This is a genomic window from Novosphingobium sp. fls2-241-R2A-195 (assembly GCF_030209485.1).
Taxonomy (GTDB): Bacteria; Pseudomonadota; Alphaproteobacteria; order Sphingomonadales; family Sphingomonadaceae; genus Novosphingobium; species Novosphingobium resinovorum.
Genome location: NZ_JARVRY010000015.1, coordinates 1 through 20,555 on the forward strand (window position 1 = coordinate 1; position 20,555 = coordinate 20,555).

Sequence of the window (20,555 nt, forward strand, 5' to 3'; positions counted from 1 at the left end):
CACCGGATTCTCATCTTGATTGTCGCGCTTTCTCATCCAGATCGCCGCGCGACATCCAGGCCAATTCTGGCAAGAACAGGTGCGCCGTCTCTATGTGGGTGTTGCCTCGTTCCCGGCCGAGAAGTGCTCAACGATTTCTATGAGGCATAAATCAAGCGGCTGATTATTCGCGTAAGGATCGCGAATCCTGCGTTAGCGCTAGACAACGCGGATCTGAGCTGCCTTGGGCATGGGAATCGCGAGTAGGGGCCTGGCCGGGGCGTTCAACCCTCGATCGAAGCAGATTTCTCTCCCTCCTCGATCCTGGTTTCAGGCACATTCAATTATTTCTTGCTCTGAAAGCTGGCCAGCAACCTTTTTTCAATTGAACCAATGTCTCATTGCCACAGAAAATTTCCCAACTCTGGGTTTGAGTCGTGTCCATGCCGTTTGGTTCGAGCACAACAGACTTCCCGCTTGTGGGGACGCCTCTCGAGCGCGTCCTTGACTGGTCCGTCGAGTTGCCTCGGCGCCAAGCATTGCCTCTGGTCGCGGCTTTATGGGGGGTAGTTTTGGTCGCAGATGCAGGCACCGGGCGGATGGTTTCCCTGACCGGTCTCTATCTGCTGATGCTATGTTTCACCACATGGTGTGTTGGCCGTGGTCCTGCCCTGTTGGCCGCATGCCTCGCAACAACAGCCACTGTGTTGATCAATGGATTCGGAGATAGCTTTTCAGCACAAGCTTCGACAATTCCCACTGCCATTGCATTCTGGAATGTGGGGATGCGCATATGCACATCCATCTTAATGATCTTCCTGGCAGGAGCATTCCGCCGCGTTTTCAATCGGGAGCGGCAGCATGCCCGCGTTGATCCATTGACTGGTCTGGGAAATCGCCGATCATTCCTGATCGAAAGCCGCAAGCTGTCGCTTATGGGCGGGCGAGGCGACCGGGTGATGCTGTGTGGTCTGATCGAGCTGGATAATTTCAAAATGATCAATGTTCGGCACGGGCATTCGGCCGGGGACGAAACCCTGCTTGTTGTCGCCGAGACGCTCAGCGGAGTGCTCCGCCCTTGTGATGCAACCGCAAGACTGGGCCGCAGTGAATTCGCCTTCTGTTTGATGGTTCGGAACAATGCGGCCGCGGAAAAGAAGTCGCGCGAAATACATGAAGTTGTGACGGCGGCACTGACGCGATTGCCCTGGACACCAACCTGCAGTCTTGGCGCATCAGCTCAACATAATCTGCACGCCGCGTTCTGCGTGGCGGACAGCGCACTGTATTCCGCCAAAGATCTCGCGGCCGGAAGCTGGCGCTATAACCGCTAGGTAATATCTGCCAGCTGAGAGGCTTCGATCGGCGGCGCCGCTTCATTCATCACCAAACCAGAATTCAACGCATCAGAAGTGCGGCGCCATCAAGTCTGGCGGCGAGTGAGTAAAGTTGGAACCATTCTTAACCAATCCAGCGTATGCCAGCAGCCGGACATGCTATCTTCAATCGATCTTCCAACTTTGCGCCTGTGCAGCGTACTGGCCTCGGTGACGTTCACGGTCATTTTTCTGTCGTCGTGGCGCGGGCGAGAGGGACAGTTCCACAACGTGCTTTGGCGATAGCCTCGACCAGTGCCGTGGCCTGCTCTTCGCTATTGGCATATGTGAAGCCGACGACATAGCCGTCCTGCGCCAACCGCTTGACGGCAGCGGCTCCGATGCCTCGTGATCCGCCGAAGACAAGAGCCGTCTTGGTATTGGGTTCGATATTCATGGCAGTTCCTTTCTGGAAAATGATGCTTGGGAAAATCAGGGGATCAGCAGCAGCTTGCCGGTGGTTGCCCGGCTCTCCATCTCGCGGTGCGCGCGGGAGGCATCCGCCAGTGGATAGATGCCGCCTATCCGGACCTTAAGATCCCCGCGCACGACCCAATCGAACAGGCGCGCGGCGTGCTTCCAAAGCAATTCGGGGCTATGGATATGGTCGAAGAAAGTCGCGTAGCCGAGCTTGATGCTTCGCGGCAGGCTCATGATGTCGAGTGGGCCGGGGCCGCCCAGAACGGGGCCGTACCAGCAGAGCGTACCGCTGCGGCGCAGGGAATCGATCGATCCCTGAAACGTCGTCGGCCCTGATCCGTCGTAGACCACATGCACGCCTTCGCCGCCGGTCAGTGCCAGAACCTGCGAAGCGAAATCGCCGTCGGCGTCAACGATGACATGGTCCGCGCCCGCTTCCATGGCGATTGCCACCTTGTCGGCGCTCGAGACGCGGCCGATGACTTTCCCTCCGCGCATCTTGATGATCTGGGTCAGCAGCAGCCCGAGCCCCCCGGCAGCCGCATGGACGAGGGTGATTTCACCCGCTTGCACAGGGTGGAAATCGGTGGCGAAATGGCTCGCCGTGAGCCCCTGCATCATTATCGCAGCTGCAGTTCTGTCGTCCACTCCGTCAGGGATTGTCACGAGCGCCGCTTCGGGCAGCATGATATGCTCTGCATAGCTACCAGGCGCGTAGACCCAAGCGACACGCTGGCCCACCGCCATGGAAACGTCGGGCCCTGCCGCGATGATGCGTCCCGCGCCTTCCACACCCAGAATCTTGGGGTTGGGCATCTCCGTCCAGGCCATGCCCTGGCGGACGCCGATATCCATGAAATTGACGCCCGCAGCGGCAATCCGAACCAGAACCTCGCCCGGACCGGGCGCCGGATGCGGTTCTGGTAAATTCACCATTTCGAGCACATCCGCGCTTCCCGTTCCGGTCATCACAATCGCCTGCATGTCAGCTTCCTTTATTGAACAATCATTCCAAAATAGAGCAAATAAAAAGGCGCGCCCGCGTCTATCGCAAGGCGCGCAAGGCCAGATCGCCAAGCGTACGCAAGTCTTCGTCACTTGCGCCGGCGCGCGCGGCGATCCGCAAACCCGAGAAGCTCATGACGATGAATGAGGCTATGATATCGGCCGCCAAATCCAGCGCCACGTCACCCTCGGCCTGCGCCCGCGCTATGGTAGCGGTCAGGACCGTCCGCATGGCACGGTCAGCCGTGTCGCGGATTGCGACCAGTTCCGGGCGGCTGCGGCCGAACTCGCAAATCGAGCCGACCCCCAAGCAGGCATCCCGGGCATTGGCGACGACGCGATCTACCATCGACACTATGCCATCGAGAGCACCTGGCTTGCTTTGCAGCATGGCGATATGCTCGCCCGTTTCGTCGGCAGCATAACGGCGCAGGGCCATCTGGTAGAGCTGCCATTTGTCGCCAAACGTGTTGTAAAGGCTTTGCCGCCCGATGCCCATCGCTTCGACCAGCATCCCGGCCGACGTCCCTTCAAAGCCATATTCACGGAATACCGCCATGGCCGCGCTCAGCGCTTTGTCCTGATCGAATTCCCTTGGTCTTGCCATACTGTGCGAGATAGGGGTTATGGAACGATCAGTCAAGTATCACCGAAAGGATGCAACGAGGCCGCTGTCAGGCACGTCTCAGTTCCTTGGCATGGCTGCGGACAAGATCGATGAAAAAGCGCAGTTTGGCGGGGACTTGGCGGCGCCCCGAATAGTAGAGACACAAGGGCGGTTCCGCTGGCATCCAGTCTGCCAGAAGCCGGGTCAGCCGTCCTTCCTCGACGTGCGGCGCTACGGTTTGCTCCGCTAGGTAGGCCAGTCCCATGCCGTTCAGGGCTGCGTCGAGCATCAGGCCGCTGTCATCGACGATGAGGCGACCGGGCACATCCAGTTCGATCCGCTCGCCGTCTCGTACGAATTCCCAATGGTAGATGCGCCCGCTGCCCAGACGGTAGCGGATGCAGTCATGCGACAGCAGGTCGCGCGGGACGAGGGGCGGTGCACGGCTCTGCAAATAGGCCGGCGCGCCGACCACGACCAAGCGAAGGTCCGGTATGATGGGAACCGCGATCATGTCCGGCGGAATGGCATCCAGCAGCCTGACACCTGCATCGAAGCCCTTGCCGATGACATCGACCAGAGCGGCTTCGGTGACGATCTCCACCTGCACCCGGGCGAAACGGCTCAGGTACTCCCGGATCAGCGGCTCCATTATGAAATGTCCAGCGCCAGCGGCCATGTTCAGCCGCAGCACGCCGGACGGCTCGCCGACGTGCTCTCCGGCATTTTCGATCGCGCCGTCAATCGCAGCAAGGGCTGGGAGGATTTCCTCCAGGAACTGCGCACCTGCTGCGGTCAGCACGACGCTGCGGGTGGTGCGGTTGAACAGCCGCACGTTCATGCGCTCTTCCAGCGCGGCGATCGCGTGGCTCAGGCCGGAGGAGGAAACCTCCAACTCGCGTGCGGCGGCGCGAAAGCCGCCCCTGCGTGCGACCGTGGCGAAGGCTTCCAATTCGGCAAGACTGGCCTTCGGCATTGCGCAATATCTCTCATCAGCCTGTCTACGATTGCGCTTCTAATCGGATCATGAGGCGTGCGCCATATCGTCGATGACGAATGGAGACGACAATGCGCAATATCGCCAGGATCTACATCGACGGCGCCTTCGTGACGCCGCACGGCACCCGATGCCTCGACCTTTTCAATCCGGCGACCGAAGCCAGGATAGGCATGGTACGACTGGGAGACGTGGAGGATCTGCGTATCGCGGTAGCGGCTGCGAAGCGGGCTTTTCCGGCCATGGCCCGCACCTCGAAGGCGGAGCGGATCGCCATGCTTCACCGCCTGCGCGAGGCGGTGAAAGCTCGCAGCGCCGATCTTCTCGCCGCGATGACCGAGGAATACGGAGCGCCGGCCTATTTTTCCGGCTTCTCGGTGCAGAACACCGCCTCGATCTTCGAAGTGATGGCCGCTTCAGTCCAGAACTATGCCTTCGAACGGACGGCGGGTTCAAGCGCGGTGACGATGCTGCCGCTGGGCGTCGTCGGCGCGATCACGCCGTGGAACAGTAATTTCGGCTTCATCGCCACCAAGCTGGCGCATGCGATCGGTTCGGGATCGACCATCGTCATCAAGCCCGCCGAGCAGAGCGCGATCCAGACTCAGGTGCTGCTGGAATGCCTGCATGAAGCGGGGTTGCCGAGGGGCGTGCTCAATGTCGTGAACGGCACCGGGCCGGAGGTCGGCGCAGCGCTGACCGCGCACCCGGACGTGGCGCTGATAACCTTCACCGGATCGACCCCAGCGGCCAGGATCATCCAGCGCAGCGCCTTGGAGACGATGAAGCGGCTGGTGCTGGAACTGGGCGGCAAGAGCCCGACGATCATCCTCGACGACGCCGATCTGGACGCCGCGGTCCCCGTCGCGCTGATAAGCGGCTTCGCCAATAGTGGCCAGGCCTGCGTCGCGGGCTCGCGCATTCTGGTGCCCCGTTCGCGCTTTGCGGAGATCATCGCAAGGCTGAAGCGGGAGGCGGAACGGCTCAGGGTCGGTGCCCCGGGCGACCCTGAAGTGCGTATCGGCCCGCTCGCCAACGCCGCGCACTGGGAGCGCGTGCAGTCCTACATCCGGCTTGGGCAGGAAGAGGGCGCAAGCCTCCTGACCGGCGGCGAGGGACGGCCCGAGGGACTGGACAGGGGCTGGTTCGCCAGGCCGACGATCTTCACCGGCGTGACGAACACCATGCGCATCGCCCGAGAGGAGATCTTCGGCCCGGTCCTGAGCGTCATCGCCTATGACGACGAGGCCGATGCCGTGGCGATTGCAAACGATTCCGACTTCGGGCTCCAGGCCTACATCCTGTCCTCGGACGAGGATCGCGCGATACGGGTCGCGCGGCAGCTGGTGGCCGGGCGCGTCGTCATCAATGGCGCGCCGCACGATCCCCACGCACCGTTCGGCGGCTTCAGGCAATCCGGCCTCGGGCGCGAGATCGGGGCCTATGGCCTCGACGCGTTCCTTGAGCCGCGCGCCATCCTGAAGCCTGCCCTTTGAATACTCCCGCGCTACTATCGAAAGGAAGTGACGTGACCAAAACCTGGATCATCACCGGAAGCGCGCGCGGCCTTGGCCGCGCCGTCCTGACGGCTGTGCTGGAAAGCGGCGACAATGTGCTCGCCACCGCGCGCGATGTGGCCAGCTTTGCTGACCTCAAGATCACTTACGGCGAGCGCCTCGAGCCCTTCGCGCTCGATGTAACCGACGAGACGGGCACTGCCGAGGCCGCTGCCGCTGCCGTCGCGGTCTTCGGCGGTATCGACGTACTGGTGAACAACGCGGGCTATGGCCACTTCGAGGCATTCGAGCAGAAGTCCTCTGCCGATTTTCGCGCCGAAGTGGAGACCAACTTGTTCGGCGTGGTCAACATGACTCGCGCGGTGCTGCCGTTCATGCGACGCAGCCGCGCAGGACACATCTTCAACGTCTCGTCCGTTGGCGGACGGGTGGGCACGCCCGGCGTGTCGGCCTATCAGGCGGCGAAATGGGCAGTCGGCGGCTTCACCGAAGTGCTGCGGGCCGAAGTCGCCCATCTCGGCATCAGGATCACGGCGCTCGAACCGGGCGGGATGCGGACGGACTGGGCGCAGACCGCTGGCCACGGCGCTGCCGAGGCAGTGCTGCCCGACTACGCCGACAGCGTGGGCCCGACGCTCTCGCGGATCAGGGCCTACGCGGGCAACGAGGTGGGAGACCCGGCCCGCATCGCGCAGGTGATCCTCGAACTGGCCAGGCGCGAGGATGTGCCAGCCCACCTGGTGCTGGGCACGGATGCGCTGGCTTCGTTCGACGAGGCGGAAGGAGTGCGCGGCGCTGCGCATGCGCGGTGGCTGGACGTCAGCAGCGCGACCGTTTTCGGCGGTCCCGAAGGCGAGGCGCTCAGCGCGCTGCTGCCGGACCGCCCGGACTGATCGCGCCGGCCGGCATCCCGGCCCGGTCGGCGGCCACGCGCATCTCCCAGGCGCGAGCGCCCTGCGACCGGGCGATGGCCGCGGCCTCGTCCAGCAGCGCAAGCGCCTCATCCACGGCGCCCGCTGCGCTGGCGACGGCGGCCTTGATCCTGAGCAGTTCGGCCAGGGCGACACGTTCGCCGTTATCGATGCATCGTGCGATCGATGTGTCCACCACCCGGCGCGCGTCGGTGAGCCTGCCCACAGCGGCCAGGCCCCGCGCCAGCGCCAGCGAGAAGCGCGTGGTGAGCAGTTCATATCGGGCTTCGTGCAATTGCCGGAGGCTGTCCTCCAGCAGTTGCACCGCCTCGGCGTGACCTCCGAATTCCAGTGCCAGTTCGCCGTCGAAGCCTTGTGACACCGCGATATACGGGGCCAGGGCATGGGCCCTTGCGCAATCGCGCAGGACCGGCAAGGTCTCGCGGGCGCGGGTGAACGCGCCCATCCACACGTCGATCGACATCGAACAGATGAGTGCGATGCAATGCGTGACCGGATGGTCGAGAGCGGCCGCCTCCGCCACGGTCCGTTCCGCCAGGCGCCGCGCCGCCTCCGGCTCGCCCGACAGGCACAATACGCGGGCCAGCGCTATGCTCGCGCGGTTGCGATGGTCGAAACCGTGGACGACCGAGCGGCCGCCCTGCGAGGCGGAACTATTCTCCAGCGCCAGTTCCAGATCGCGGCGGGCGCTGATCTGGTCGCCTGTCTGGTAATGCGAGATGCCCGAAAGCGAGTAGGCGATCGCGAGCGCCTCCGGGTCGGCCAGCGCCTGGGCAACGGCGATGGCTTGCTCGGCACAGGCCATCGTCCGGGCATAGTCGCCGACGTGCTCATGGAAGATGTGCAGCCGCGCCAGAATGCCCAGCCTGCTGCGATGGTCTTCGATCAGGGCTGCGACGTCGAGCGCACGGGTCAGCGCCTTGCCCACTTCGGGGCTGTTGCTGTGCGCGAACATCAAGGCGATGCCCAGCGAGGCCTGCAATTCCAGTTCGACCACCGTGCCGCGCTGGGCCGGTTCCAGCGCGGCGATCGCGCGGGTCGCCCAGGTGCGACATTCGGCAAGGTGCGAGAGATTGAGGAACACCGGCATGCTCGCCGCAGCAAGCCGCACCGCGAGGCCGATGTCGCCAGCCGGCCCGAAACTCCAGTCCAGCGCGCTGCGGATGTTGCCGAGTTGCGGGCGCAGGGCGCGGGCGTCCTGGAATGCGGCGCTGTCCTGCGCGGCCAGGGCTTCCAGTTCCGAGAGGAAGAACAGGGCATGGCGGCGAGTGGCCGTGCGATGATCGTCGGCGCCGCGTGCAGCCAGCTTCTCTCGCGCGTAGGCACGGGTCATTTCCAGTAGCCGGTACGTGCCCGCGCCGCGAACGCGATTGGCGGAGATGAGCGATTTGGCGGCAAGTTCGTCCAGCGCGATGGCAGCCTCGTCCGAACCGATCGCGGCGTCGGACACCACGTCCAGCGCGGCATCGACCGAAAACGGGCCGACGAAGACCGCCAGCCTGTCGAGCACGACCCGCTCCTGCGAGGAGAGCAGATCGTAGCTCCAGTCCAGCGCCGCGCGCAGGGTCTGCTGGCGCGGCTGCGCGGTGCGGCGGCCCGACCATGCAAGGCTGAACCGCTCACCGATTTGCCGGGCGGTGGCGGCGATGCCGTGTGTGGCGGCGCGCACGGCGGCCAGTTCGATCGGCAAGGCCATGCCGTCCAGTCGCTGGCAGATGTCCGCGATCAGACGGGCCTCGCTTCCGTCGATCTCCCAGGCACTGTCGGCAGCGCGCGCGCGTTCGTGGAACAGCTGGAGCGCGGGGTAGGCCAGCAGCTGTTCGCGCGTAAGTGCGTCCGTGTCCGGCGGATAATCGAGTGCATCGAGCCGATGGACGTGCTCGCCGCGAACCCGCAGCGGCTCGCGCGAAGTCGCGACGATGCGGACGTGCGGCGCCTGTTCGACGATGCGCTCGGCGATCCGGGCGGCTTCGTCGATCACATGTTCGCAGTTGTCGAGCAGGAGCAGGAACGGGTCGCTGCCGCAATGGCCGATGATCGCCGCGGCCGGATCGCCGCTCTGCACCGATATGCCCATGGCTCCCGCGATCATCGTCGGGACGAGCGCCGGGTTCTCCAACATACTGAAATCAACGAAGGTGGCCCGGCCGTTGAACTGCGCGGTCAGCCGGTGCCCGATCTCGATCATGAGCGAGGTCTTGCCGACGCCGGCCGGGCCGACGACGGTGAACAGCGCAATGTCGGCCACGCGGGCGATCAGCAGATCGAGGTCTCGTTCGCGGCCGATAAGGTGCGGCAGCGGCGGAGGGATATTGGTTGTCCCGCCGATCTGCGCCTCGGGCGGCGCTGGTATGGCGGCGGCACGATCCGGCAGCGGCGGTTCCAGTCCAAGCCGCTCAACGGGAGCCACGAAGGCATAGCCCACCCCTACCTGCGTGGCGATGAAGCGGGCGTCGCCGCCGTCCGAACCTTCGCCCAGCAGCTTGCGCAGGCCCGCCATATGGAACCGCAGGCTGCCGTCCTCCACGACGACGTCAGGCCATACGCGCTTGAGCAGTTCGCGCTTGGACAGGACGCGCCCCGGTTGCTCGATCAGGGCCATGAGAAGATCGAAAGCGCGCCCGCCGATCTCCAGCGGCTGTGAGTCCCGCGTGAGAAGGCGTTTGCCGGGATGGACGCAGAAACGCCCGAAGGCGATCCGTTCGCCAAGGCCCTGACTTTCGAATTCCGTCACTATGCCGATCTGCCCCGATGCCATGCCCTATCCTGCCGCAAGGAGGCGGGATGCGGCTACCTATACGATGGTCGCCAGGCAGGGGAGGGGCAATCGCGGATCGAGAACCGGCCCGGATCACCCGAAGGTGAGCGAATAGGCCCGCATGCCCGGACGGGCGAACTCCACGCGCACCGTGCGATCGACGATCGGGCCGTGCTGGCGCACCAACTGGTAGAGGCGGTCCTGGCGTATCACGCCCCACCCCTCGGCGTCGGTGTCGGTGCCGTGATCGGCGCCGGGCGCTTTGCCGTCGATCGTCACCCGGAAGCGGACCGGCTGTCCATCGGCAGGTACGCCCAGGACCGCATGGGCATCGCGAGCGTGAAAGCGGAAACGGAGGGCGCCGTCCCCTTTGTCCAGCAGGGCGAATTCACGCTTCACGGTCCAGCTTCCGGTAAGGTCCCAATGGTTGAGGGAAAGCGAGGACGCGGGCTCATAGACGCGCGGGGAATCGTGCGCGGGGCTGTTGGAAGCCGCGAACCCTTCCGCCTTGGCATAGCCGATGTAGACCTCGGGAGAGCGTAGCTGTGACCAGTCCGCCTGTGCTTCCACCCCCGTCGAAGCGATCGGAGCAAGGGGAACGGCCGACAGGTCATGACCGGCTTCGGCAAGCAGTTTGCGTATCAGGCCTTCCGCCTCGGCATAATTGCCTTCACCGACACGATAGCCCCGCACCCGTCCCTGGGCGTCGATGAAGTAGAAACCGGGCCAGCCTTCGTTTCCGAAAGCCTGCCAGACGGCATAGTCGTTGTCTTGAAGATTAGGGTAATCCACGCCCAGGTCCTGTGTGGCCGTGCGCACTTTGGCCGGGTCGTGTTCAAAGGCGAACTCGGGCGCATGGACGCCGACGATCTGGAGCCCCTTGTCCCCGTACCGTTCGTTCCATGCGCGCAGATAGGGCAGCGCCCGCAAGGAGTTGATGCAGGAATAAGTCCAGAAGTTGACGAGAACCACCTTGCCTCGCAGCGATGGCGCGGTTCCTTCCAGCCAGGGTCTGGCGCCTTGAAAAACCTGCAGCGGGCGGGGCGTGGCATCGGCGGGGGCGGAAGCGATGGCGTCCTTATCGGCCAGTGTCGTGGCAATGGCTTCGCGGCAGCACGCTGCGGTCGTGCCAGCGGCCGTCAGCAGGGCGGCAGCGATGAAGCCTATGGAGCGGTTCGTAGTCATGGCGGGAGCCCTTTCGGTTCTGCATCTTTCGATTGCAGGAGATCTACGGCGCCATGGGCGAAGCTTCACGCCAGATGCTGACGGGTGGCGTTAGCACCTGACAGCTGCGGGCATCATCAGGCGCTAACACCGCATTACGCAAGCTAACGGGCGTCTTGCCGGCATCGCTCATATCCTGCCGCCATCGGATCGGATGATCGGTGGAGGATAGATTTATGTTTGCAGGAAATGCCACATCCCGGCGCAGCTTCGTTGCTGCAACCGCCCTGGCCGGAGCGATGGCCGCTGTGCCCGGCATTAGCCGCGCGGCGACGGCAGGAGGCAGCGTGCGCCCGTTCCGCATCGCCATTCCCGGCTCTGACATAGCCGCGATGAAGCGCCGCATCGCAGAGATGCGTTGGGCCGATCCCCAGCCAGTGAGCGACGACGGGCAGGGCGTGCGCCGCCAGACCCTGCAGCCGCTCATGAGCTACTGGGCCGGTGCCTACGACTGGCGAAAGGTTGAGGCTCGGCTCAACGCCCTGCCGATGTTCATGACCGAGATCGACGGTCAGGACATTCACTTCATTCACGTGCGCTCGCGCCACGAGAATGCCTTGCCGATGATCCTCACCCATGGCTGGCCGGGGTCGATCCTGGAGTTCCTGAACGCCATCGCTCCGCTCACCGACCCCACCGCACATGGCGGCAGCGCGGACGATGCATTCCACCTCGTCATTCCCTCCATCCCGGGCTTCGGCTTTTCCGCGAAGCCGACGGTGCCCGGCTGGGGATCGGACCGCATCGGGCGGGCGTGGTCGTCGCTGATGCTGCGGCTGGGCTACGAAAGGTATGTCAGCCAGGGCGGCGATTGCGGCTCGGTGATCTCGCAGCGCATGGCCTTGCAGAAAGTGCCGGGGCTGTTGGGCATACATCTCAACATGCCTGCCGTGGTGCCCGCCGACATCGCTCGTACCCTTGCCGCAGGTGATCCGGCCCCCGTCGGCCTTTCCGCGAAGGAGCGCGGGGCCTTCGACCAGCTGGAAGCGTTCTATCGCGATAATGCCGCCTATGCGGCGATGATGACCACGCGCCCGCAGACCATCGGCTATTCGCTGGTGGATTCGCCTGTCGGCATGGCCGCGTGGATGTACGAGAAAATCGCGCAATGGACGTACAGCGACGGACAGCCTGAACGCGTGCTGGGCCGTGACGCGATCCTCGACGACATGTCGCTCTACTGGCTGACGGCGACGGGCGCATCGGCGGCGCGGATCTACTGGGAGGACCACTCCAACAACTTCAACGCGCGCGGGGTGATCGACCTGCCGGTCGCGGTGAGCGTGTTTCCCGGCGAGATTTTCCGCGCGCCCAGAAGCTGGGCGGAGCGCTGCTACACCAACCTGTTCTATTTCAACGAAGCGAGCGACGGCGGCCATTTCGCCGCCTGGGAACAGCCAGAGCTGTTCTCCCGCGAAGTGCGCGCCGCCTTCCGTTCCCTGCGCTGACCCCTCTGTTCCAAGGAGAAGACCCATGACCGACACCAAGACCCTCTACACCGCCCATGTCCATGTCACCGGAGGGCGCGAAGGGGCCGCGCGCAGTTCCGATGGACGCCTCGACCTCACGCTGTCCACCCCCGGCACTTCGGGCGCGGGCACCAATCCCGAACAGCTGTTCGCCGCGGGCTGGTCGGCCTGTTTCGAGGGGGCGATGGCGATCGCTGCCCAGGCGAAGGGCGTTGATCTTCCCGAAGCGCTGGCGATCGACGCACGTGTGGAACTACGTCACGGCGCGGACGGCTATGCGCTGGCGGCGCGCCTCGACATTCATGTGCCGGGCCTCGCTCCCGAACTCGCGCGCCAGATCATCGAGGCGGCGCATCGCACCTGCCCCTATTCCAAGGCGGTGAAGGGCAACATCGAAACCGTCGTGGCCCTGGCCTGAAGAGAAAGGAAACGTCCATGAGAACCATCGTAGCAAGCGCGCTGGCGCTGGCCGCGGGGCTGCTTGCGCCGGGTGGGCAGGCTCAGGCCCAGACTTCACCGGAGCCGGAGAAACCCACCGTGGTGCTTGTCCATGGTGCCTTTGCAGACTCCTCCAGCTGGAACGGGGTGATCACCGCGCTCCGGCATGACGGCTACACGGTCGTCGCCGCGCCGGACAATCTGCGCGGCGTCCGGGTCGATGCCGAGGTGGTGGCAAGTGTGATCAGGAGCATCGCCGGGCCTGTCGTGCTGGTCGGCCATTCCTACGGCGGATCGGTTATCAGCGAAGCCGCCGAGGGCGCCCCCAACGTCAAGGCGCTGGTCTATGTCGCTGCCTTCGCGCCCGATGCAGGCGAGACCGCGCTGGGGCTGACCGGCAAGTTTCCAGGCAGCACCCTCGGCCCAACGCTGGCGCCGCCGGTGCCGCTGGCTGCTGGCGGGAACGACCTGTACATCCAGCAGGCACGCTTCCACGACCAGTTCGCCGCCGACGTGCCGGAGGCCGACGCCCTGCTGATGGGCGCCGGGCAGCGCCCGATCGCCGAGGCGGCACTGTCGGAAGCGTCTACCGCTCCGGCGTGGAAGCACGTCCCTTCATGGTTCGTCTATGGCGACGCGGACCGCAATATTCCCCCGGCAGCCCTGGGCTTCATGGCGCAGCGTGCGGGAGCGCGTGAAACCGTGGTGATCAAGGGCGCCTCGCACGTCGTCATGGTTTCGCATCCGGCGCGAGTCGCCGAACTGATCGAGCGCGCCGCCGCGGTGAAGTGACTGGTCGCGCGCCGGGCCTCGCCCCGCCCTACCTCAGGCTCGGCGCGCAACTGCCCGCAACCGGCATCACCTTGGGCGATGCCGGTTGCGGGTTTTTCCTGGGCGACACCTCATCTCAGTGCGAATAGGCCGTGAAAACCTGGTCGTCGTCCTTCTCCAGCTTGGAATGGCAGGCAAAGCAAGCTCGGGTCAGGGCTTCGTCGGTGTTCGGTTTGCCCGCGTCGAATTGGCGATAACCCCACCCACCGCTGGCGGCATAACGCCGCGAATCCTTGACGCTGACCTGCAAATTGGTGGGATCGCCCGCCACGAAGGACTGCGGTGCGGGAAACACGGCATCGTTGCGGGGCGAGGATTGATAACGCCACGCCAGCCTGACGATCACCGCGCCATCGGGAAACGGCCGCCTGCCGTCGCGAAAGGCCCGCACGGCGATATCGTTGCCGAGGATGGCGCGGATGTCGTTGTTCTTGCCCGCCTCATGGGCGACGCTGACGAGTTTCCAGTCGCGGTATCCGGCAGGCAGCGCCAGGTCCCGATCCGGGGCGGGAACCAAAGCCCCGCCCCGGGCCGCTACCATGGTGGAAGCCGCGAGCAATGCAGTGGCCAGTGCCAGGCAGCAGGTGGAAAGGCGGATCATGCGCTCATCCTTCCTGCGTCCAGCACGGCCTTGGCGAAGGCGACCGGCGCTTCCTGCGGAAGGTTATGACCGATGCCGCCGCTGAGCAGCCGGTGCTCGTAAGGCCCGGTGAACTTTGCCCGATAGACTGCGGGATCGGGGTGCGGAGCGCCGTTGGCATCGCCTTCCATGGTGATAGCAGGCACGGACACCAAGGGCGCGGATGCCAGCTTCGCCTCGGCGGCGTCGTACTTATGCTCGCCTTCGACAAGACCTAGGCGCCAGCGGTAGTTATGGATCACAATGGCGACATGGTCCGGGTTGACGAAGGACGCGGCAGACCGCTCGTATGTCGCATCATCGAACGACCAGCGGGGCGATGCCTGTTCCCAGATCAGGCGGTTGAACGCCTTGGTATTGGCCGCATAGCCTTCGCGCCCGCGTTCGGTGGCGAAGTAGAACTGATACCACCACTGCAGTTCGACCTTGGGCGGCAGCGGCTTGGCGTTGCCGGCCTGGCTGCCGATCAGGTATCCGCTGACCGAAACCAGCGCCTTGCACCGCTCGGGCCAGAGCACCGCCATGATGTCCGCCGTGCGTGCGCCCCAGTCGAACCCGGCGACGATCGCCTGCCGGATGCCGAGCGCGTCCATCAGTGCGATCCCGTCCGCCGCCAGCGCGGCCTGCTGTCCGTTGCGCGGCGCCGACGCCGACAGGAATGTCGTGGTGCCATAGCCGCGCAAGTGCGGGACGATGACGCGATAGCCTTGCCCCGCAAGCAGGGGAGCGACTTGGGCGAAACTGTGGATGTCGTAGGGCCATCCGTGAAACAGCAGCACAGCGGGACCGGTCGACGGTCCAACTTCGACATAGCCGATATCGAGAGGTCCTGCGGCGATCTGCTGCACCGTCCCGAACGGCAAAGCCGCCGGAGTGCGCGTTGCGGCCGCAGCGCGGGTCGGCGCGAGGCCCGCCATCATGGCGGAGGCGAGCGTGGCGGCTCCGGCGATGAATTCGCGGCGGCGTGGCGTGGGGCATGGCAGGGGCGATTGATCGAACATGGCGGGTCTCCTTGTTGTGAACCCCACGATAGCCCCGTCTTGCCGCGTCCGCCCGTTATCGCGCGTTAGCTCTTGTCAGAGCCGGTCCGAAGCCGGAGGCATAGCGCATCAGGATGCCAGCACGATGCGCCGCTCTATGCCGATCTCGTGCAGGAATGCCTCGTCGTGGCTGACGATCAGCAGCGCGCCGTCGAAGGCCGCCAGCGCCGCCTCGACGGCATGGACGGAATCGAGGTCGAGATGGTTGGTCGGCTCGTCCAGGATCAGGATTTCGGGCGGAGTGTCGCCACCGAGACGGCAGGCCAGCGCCGCGCGCAGCACCTGCCCTCCGCTTAGCGTCCCGACCATCTGCAACGCGCTGTCGGCCCGAAACAGGAATCCTGCCAGCATGGCACGGCAGGCATTCTCGTCCTTGCCCGGGTTGAGGCGCCGAAAGTTGTCGAGGATGGTCGCCCCCTGGTCGAGCAGCGAGGCGCTCTGATCCAGATAGGCCACGCGCGCGTTGATGGCGACGATACCGCCAAGAGGGCGAAGCTCGCCCGCCACGGTCCTGAGCAGGGTGCTTTTGCCGCAGCCGTTCGGTCCGATTACCGCGATGCGTTCGGGGCCAGTGATCGTCAAGTCGATGCCTCGCCGGACCGGACTGGCAGGATCGTGGCCGATCGCCACCCCGTGCATCGCCACCAACGCGCGCCCCGAATGCACCCCCGTTGCAGGCAGCACGATCGACAGCGATTGCAACACCTCGATCCTCGCCTGCGCCGCCGCGACATGCCGGGCGGCGTCATCAGCCAATCGCATCTTCAGCCGCTGGTCGCCGCCACCGCTGGCCTCGGCTGCGTTGCGCCGCGCGCCTGCAAGGATCTTCGGCATGTCCCCGCGCGCGCCCTTGCGCGCACCCGCCGCGTCGCGGCGCTGCCGGCGCTCGTCGGCAACGCGGCTGCGACGCGCTATTTCGGCCTGCTGCTTCCGGGCGTGAAGCAGATCCTGTTCCGCAGCCTCCAGTTCCACCGCCTTGCTTGCACGATAGTGGCTCCAGTTGCCGCCGTACTGCGTGGCGCCCAGGTTGGTTAGGTCCACGATGGCGTCCATGCGCTCGAGCAGTTCGCGATCATGGCTGACCACCACCAGGCCTGCCTGCCACCCGTCGACGAGCCGCAACACCGCGTCGCGGCCGGCCCAATCGAGATTGTTGGTCGGCTCGTCCAGCAACAGGAAATCCGGTTCGGCGAAGATCGCCGCCGCCAGCGCCGCGCGCGTGCGTTGGCCGCCTGACAGGCTTGCCAGCGGCGTTGCGGCGCAGGCCTCCAGATTAAGGCGAGCCAGGGCGAGGGCAATCCGCTCCTCCAGCATCCAGTCCGCATCGGCGAGATCCTCCAGCGTCGCTTCCCCGCTCGCTGCACGCGCCAAAAGGTCCAGCGCTTCACGAATGCCGAACAGGTCCGCAATCGTATCCGTAGGGGCAGGCTGGACGATCTGGCGCATCAGGTGGAGTGCCCCGACTTTAGATATAGTCCCCGAGGAAGGCGTCAGATCGCCAGCCATGAGCTGCAGCAGGGTGCTCTTGCCCACGCCGTTGCGTCCGACCAGCCCGGTGCGCCGCCGTCCGAGGGTAAGGTCTATGCCTTGCAGAACGGAATGGCCCGACGGCGTGCTCCAGCCGATGCCGGTCAAGGAAATGGAAGACAAGTGCGACTCGCTTTGCAATAAACAGCACTATATCGTGTCGTTTTATCCCCGTCCGGTCAACGGCGGGAAACTGTGGAGTGCTGGCAAGCGATGGGAAGACCCACCAAGGCGCAGGCGCAAGGCTGGACGCAAAGCCTGCTGGACGAAGCGCGCGCCCTGTTCTGCGAGCGGGGTTACGCGAGCGCGACGCTCGATGAACTGGCGGTACGACTGCGCTGCTCGAAGCACTCGATCTATCGCCGCTTCGCAGACAAGCAGACCCTGTTCGTCGCCGTCGTCGATCGCGACGTCATCCGCTTCGTGGCCGGCCTCGACAGCTCCTGCGCCGCAATTTCAGATCCGCTCGGAAGGCTGCGCGCCGTGGCCCGGGCCTACTTCGGGTTTGGCGCATCTCGGGACCATGCTGCGCTCTATGCCGCCATGTCCCTCGAAGCGACCACATCTGCGGAAATACGCCTCCGCGCTTCGCAATGGGCAAGCGAAGCGCTGGTTCCGCTTCGAAGCGCTATCGCCGCAGCCATGCCGTGGGGCGATGCGAACGAACAGTGCGAGATCCTGATCGATCTTCTCGACGGTGCAGCCAACCGGCTCAGATTGAGAGACGATTTCGAGAACGACGTCGAGATCGTATTCTCGATTCGGTGGAATAAATTTCTACGGATGTGCGCTTCGGAGAGCATGGACCTTCGTTGAACATGCAGTAAAAGTCAGAGCGGCAATTCCCGTTGATCCACTTGGCTAGTCTTTGATGTCTGATTGGAAATCCGGAAACAGCTGGATTCCCAATCAGACACTCAGGTCCATGTCACACATGATCTAAAACTTCGATCTTTCGCGAGATCAGGATCAGGTCAGACGATCAGTGCTGGCGAGCTTACAATAGGATTATAGCCTACCAGCCCAGCGCCTGCTTGTCGGTTGGGGCGAACCGCAATTATAAGCCGGAAACAGCTCGGCCGAAGCGAATCGCAGCCATCCTAATCCATGGCAATCCAATTGCAGCCAAAAGATTCCCGGGACCGCGTGGGGGGGCTTTTTTCATGCATTATCGGTAAGATGCTGGTTTATAATCGAAAAGTTGGCCAATTTATATTCCCGCTACCGGAACCGGACCCGGCCACAGAAGAAATCGCGCTAAATCAGCCACTTAGCCCGAGTCCCGGTTCAGAGGTGCGGCAGTCTCCCGCTAAACGCTCCAGCCGTCCTACCGAAGACCCCTGCGATCAGGCTGGTCTCCCTCCTCGCGGGGCATCCAATCTCTCTTACATTGATGGTTCCTCTTCGCTTTCATGCGGGTGAGCTGCGCCTTTGTCGCACAGACGTCATGATCCGTCGCTAGCGGCCGGCCATGCTCCATCAAGGCCGCACTCTGGCCATATTCGCGCGCGAGGCCCGGCTGTTCGCCTATTCCTCGGGGAATTTCGGCAAGGCGCTGGTCTTTGCCGGGGCGGACATGACGATCCTGTTCCTGCTGACCGACCTGCTCGGCCTGACCGCGACGGCGGCCGGGTCGCTGATGCTGGTCGCGCTGGCGGGCGACCTCGTGTTCGATCTGGTCGCGGCCGCGCTGGTGATCCGGCTGCGGCGCAAGGGGCGCGGCTATCGCTGGCTGGTCGCGACCGGCACGGTGCCCTGCGGCATGGCCTTCGCAATGCTCTACGCCATGCCTGCTTCCGGTCTCCATCAGGGCTGGCTGCTGGCAGCGGCGATGCTGGTGTTTCGCGGCGCCTACGCTGTGATCGACGTGCCGCACAACGCGCTTATGGCGCAGATGACCAGCGATAGCCGGGCGCGCGGGCGCGTATCCGGCTATCGGCTGTTGTTCAGCACCGCCAGTTCGCTTTGCGTGGCGATGGTACTGACCCCGCTCGTCCAGCATGCCGCGCGCAGCCGCGCCTTCGATGCGCTGGCGGTGACCGGAGCATTCGCTGCAGGGCTTTTCGCGCTGACCATGATCCTGTGCGTCGCGACCTCGGGACGTCAGGCCGGGACGCCAGCGGATGCCGCCGGACAGGACGCCATCCGCGTGCCGCTGCGCGATCCGCTGGTGCTGGGCATGGGCCTTCTGGCGCTCGTCACCGGCTTCGCGATGCCGACTTTCGGGCGGATGATCCTGTTCATCGGCACATACGTGGTCGAGCGGCCCGATCTGGTCGCCACGCTGCTGCTGGCGATGACCTGCGGGCAATTCGCCGGGGTGCTGTTCTGGACCGCCTTGACGGCGCGGATGGATCAGGCGCGGGTGCTGGCCATGGGCCACGGCGTCAGCGCGGTGGGCTTCGTGCTGTTCGCCCTGTGCCTGTATCGTCCCGACGCCCTGCTGGCCTGTGTGGCGGTGATCGGCTTCGGCCTCGCCTCTGTGTTCATGCTGCCCTGGGGGCTGCTGGCCAACGCGGTGGACTTCGTGGCGCTGCGCCATGGCCGGCGACTGGAGACGGGTCTCTTCGCCTTCTACCTCGTCGCGGTGAAGGCCAGCGGCGCGGCGGCGACGGCGTTGATCGGGTGGTCGCTGGGTTGGCTGGGCTACGTGCCCGGACAGCACCAAGGCACTTCGGTCGAAACCGGCATGCTGGCGCTGGGACTGGGCCTGCCGCTGGTGGGAGCCTTGTCCGCCATCGTCTTGCTACGCCGCTTCGACATCGGCCACGCGCGGCACGCCCGGGTACGCGCCGCGCTCGACCGGAAAGCTCAATCGGGCGCCGAACCGGTCTCCGGGTTGAACTTTGGGTTGGCGAAGTCGATCGGCGAGGGCTCGACTTTGGCCGGAGGCGCGGCGCTCTCGGCCCAGGCGCGGCAGAGCATGTCGCGCAGCATCGTCGCCCCCGCCGCCGTGCGTTCATAGACCATCTCGCGCACGCGCTGGTCGGTGAAGTCGGCGAACTGAGCGCGCTTTTCCAGCGCGAAGACCTCGCCCACCTTGTCGCCCGAGTGGTCGAGATAGGCCAGCACCGCGTCGAACATGTCGCCCGAGGTCCGGCCGGGCTTGCCGATACGCGGGGCGATGTCGGCCACCGTCAGCTTCATGCCGTCGACGAACTGGCTCTCGAAGCGGCCGTGGACGGTGCGGTCGGTGGTGTAGCCATGCGGGTTCGGCCCACGCCAGCCATCGCTGCTGACCGAATCGTGCATCGGGTTGGCCCCGTCGCCGATGTAATGGCCGAGGCGGATGACGTCGAAAGCGCAGTTCTGCTCGGCCACGGAGGCGTCCTTGCCTTCCGCATTCGCCGCGCGGATGCGGCGCATGCACACGACGATGCGGTCATAGGCCTCGATCGCGGCATAAGGCAGCGTGCCGGTCCAGCGCACATTGGTGCGCGCGGCGGTTTCGGGATCGCTGTCCTTGATCTTCTCGTACTGCTTGTAGAGCGCGATCACGAACTCGTAGCGCGAGCGGGGGATGGGCTTGAGGAACGTGAACTGCTCCCGAAACCAGCCGTGGTTGGGGTCTTCCTCGATCTTGGAGAAGTTCTCGGAGTTGCCGCGCCAGCTGTCGGGGAGCAGCGAGGAGGCGCCGATATAGTCCTCGTACTTGCGCAGGAACACCGGGCCGTCCTCGGGGATGGCCTCGATCGCGGCGCGGTCGATGACGGTGTGGGCAGTGCCGCCCCAGGCCAGCGCGGCAGTGGGACTGAGGCCGAGTGCGGCGATGGTGGCAAGGAGGATGTTACGCAT

General features: G+C 64.8%; 17 protein-coding genes and 1 pseudogene. 8 read left to right on the forward strand and 10 right to left on the reverse strand.

The window, feature by feature from the left end; all coding sequences use genetic code 11:
• Window positions 1–578: 578 nt before the first annotated feature.
• Complete coding sequence (locus tag QRN25_RS12450; protein ID WP_285019761.1) at window positions 579–1,313, forward strand: GGDEF domain-containing protein; 735 nt, start codon at window positions 579–581, stop codon at window positions 1,311–1,313.
• Between the two features lie 226 nt (window positions 1,314–1,539).
• Here QRN25_RS12450 and QRN25_RS12455 read toward each other — a convergent pair whose 3' ends face one another.
• From QRN25_RS12455 to QRN25_RS12470, 4 genes are all read right to left on the reverse strand, one after another.
• Complete coding sequence (locus QRN25_RS12455; RefSeq protein ID WP_285019762.1) at window positions 1,540–1,752, reverse strand: SDR family NAD(P)-dependent oxidoreductase; 213 nt, start codon at window positions 1,750–1,752, stop codon at window positions 1,540–1,542.
• Window positions 1,753–1,787: 35 nt separating this feature from the next.
• Complete coding sequence (locus QRN25_RS12460) at window positions 1,788–2,852, reverse strand: quinone oxidoreductase family protein (protein WP_350224252.1); 1,065 nt, start codon at window positions 2,850–2,852, stop codon at window positions 1,788–1,790.
• Window positions 2,821–3,339 carry a TetR/AcrR family transcriptional regulator gene (locus QRN25_RS12465; RefSeq protein WP_285019763.1) on the reverse strand — a complete coding sequence of 173 codons (519 nt, stop codon included), beginning with the start codon at window positions 3,337–3,339 and terminating at the stop codon, window positions 2,821–2,823. The genes QRN25_RS12460 and QRN25_RS12465 overlap by 32 nt, the downstream gene beginning before the upstream one ends.
• Before the next feature lie 115 nt (window positions 3,340–3,454).
• The gene (locus QRN25_RS12470) at window positions 3,455–4,363 is read right to left on the reverse strand and encodes a LysR family transcriptional regulator (protein WP_285019764.1); all 909 of its coding nucleotides are present in this window, start codon (window positions 4,361–4,363) and stop codon (window positions 3,455–3,457) included.
• Between the two features lie 92 nt (window positions 4,364–4,455).
• Between QRN25_RS12470 and QRN25_RS12475 the strand changes: the two genes are divergently transcribed.
• Window positions 4,456–5,880: an aldehyde dehydrogenase family protein gene (locus tag QRN25_RS12475; RefSeq protein ID WP_285019765.1), complete on the forward strand. Its 1,425-nt coding sequence runs from the start codon at window positions 4,456–4,458 to the stop codon at window positions 5,878–5,880.
• A gap of 32 nt (window positions 5,881–5,912) precedes the next feature.
• Window positions 5,913–6,794 carry an SDR family NAD(P)-dependent oxidoreductase gene (locus tag QRN25_RS12480; protein WP_285019766.1) on the forward strand — a complete coding sequence of 294 codons (882 nt, stop codon included), beginning with the start codon at window positions 5,913–5,915 and terminating at the stop codon, window positions 6,792–6,794.
• Here the strand turns inward: QRN25_RS12480 and QRN25_RS12485 are convergent.
• On the reverse strand, window positions 6,763–9,591 hold the full coding sequence (locus tag QRN25_RS12485) for an ATP-binding protein (protein WP_285019767.1): 2,829 nt from the start codon (window positions 9,589–9,591) through the stop codon (window positions 6,763–6,765). The two genes, QRN25_RS12480 and QRN25_RS12485, sit on opposite strands and share 32 nt — an antisense overlap.
• A gap of 93 nt (window positions 9,592–9,684) precedes the next feature.
• Entirely contained in the window at window positions 9,685–10,776 is a 1,092-nt protein-coding gene (locus QRN25_RS12490) for a redoxin family protein (RefSeq protein ID WP_285019768.1), read from the reverse strand.
• A gap of 215 nt (window positions 10,777–10,991) precedes the next feature.
• Between QRN25_RS12490 and QRN25_RS12495 the strand changes: the two genes are divergently transcribed.
• From QRN25_RS12495 to QRN25_RS12505, 3 genes are read left to right on the forward strand one after another with little or no spacing between them, the layout of a single operon-like run.
• Window positions 10,992–12,263, forward strand: a complete 1,272-nt coding sequence (locus tag QRN25_RS12495) for an epoxide hydrolase family protein (protein ID WP_285019769.1) — start codon at window positions 10,992–10,994, stop codon at window positions 12,261–12,263.
• A 25-nt stretch (window positions 12,264–12,288) separates the two neighbouring features.
• Complete coding sequence (locus QRN25_RS12500) at window positions 12,289–12,702, forward strand: organic hydroperoxide resistance protein (RefSeq protein ID WP_285019770.1); 414 nt, start codon at window positions 12,289–12,291, stop codon at window positions 12,700–12,702.
• Between the two features lie 17 nt (window positions 12,703–12,719).
• Window positions 12,720–13,514: an alpha/beta fold hydrolase gene (locus tag QRN25_RS12505; RefSeq protein WP_285019771.1), complete on the forward strand. Its 795-nt coding sequence runs from the start codon at window positions 12,720–12,722 to the stop codon at window positions 13,512–13,514.
• 115 nt (window positions 13,515–13,629) lie between these two features.
• Here QRN25_RS12505 and QRN25_RS12510 read toward each other — a convergent pair whose 3' ends face one another.
• The 3 genes from QRN25_RS12510 to QRN25_RS12520 form a co-directional block, all read right to left on the reverse strand.
• Window positions 13,630–14,154, reverse strand: coding sequence for a cytochrome P460 family protein (locus tag QRN25_RS12510; RefSeq protein ID WP_285019772.1), 525 nt, complete (start codon window positions 14,152–14,154; stop codon window positions 13,630–13,632).
• Window positions 14,151–15,194, reverse strand: coding sequence for an alpha/beta fold hydrolase (locus QRN25_RS12515; protein ID WP_285019773.1), 1,044 nt, complete (start codon window positions 15,192–15,194; stop codon window positions 14,151–14,153). The genes QRN25_RS12510 and QRN25_RS12515 overlap by 4 nt, the downstream gene beginning before the upstream one ends.
• Before the next feature lie 108 nt (window positions 15,195–15,302).
• The gene (locus tag QRN25_RS12520; protein ID WP_285019774.1) at window positions 15,303–16,868 is read right to left on the reverse strand and encodes an ABC-F family ATP-binding cassette domain-containing protein; all 1,566 of its coding nucleotides are present in this window, start codon (window positions 16,866–16,868) and stop codon (window positions 15,303–15,305) included.
• Between the two features lie 105 nt (window positions 16,869–16,973).
• Here QRN25_RS12520 and QRN25_RS12525 point away from each other — a divergent pair, with 105 nt between their 5' ends.
• Both QRN25_RS12525 and QRN25_RS12530 read left to right on the forward strand, forming a co-directional pair.
• On the forward strand, window positions 16,974–17,576 hold the full coding sequence (locus QRN25_RS12525) for a TetR/AcrR family transcriptional regulator (RefSeq protein WP_285019775.1): 603 nt from the start codon (window positions 16,974–16,976) through the stop codon (window positions 17,574–17,576).
• A gap of 655 nt (window positions 17,577–18,231) precedes the next feature.
• A pseudogene (locus QRN25_RS12530) lies at window positions 18,232–19,515 on the forward strand (MFS transporter); the annotation flags it as partial.
• A gap of 56 nt (window positions 19,516–19,571) precedes the next feature.
• On the opposite strand, the gene QRN25_RS12535 reads toward QRN25_RS12530, so the two are convergent.
• Complete coding sequence (locus QRN25_RS12535; protein ID WP_285019776.1) at window positions 19,572–20,555, reverse strand: phospholipase C/P1 nuclease family protein; 984 nt, start codon at window positions 20,553–20,555, stop codon at window positions 19,572–19,574.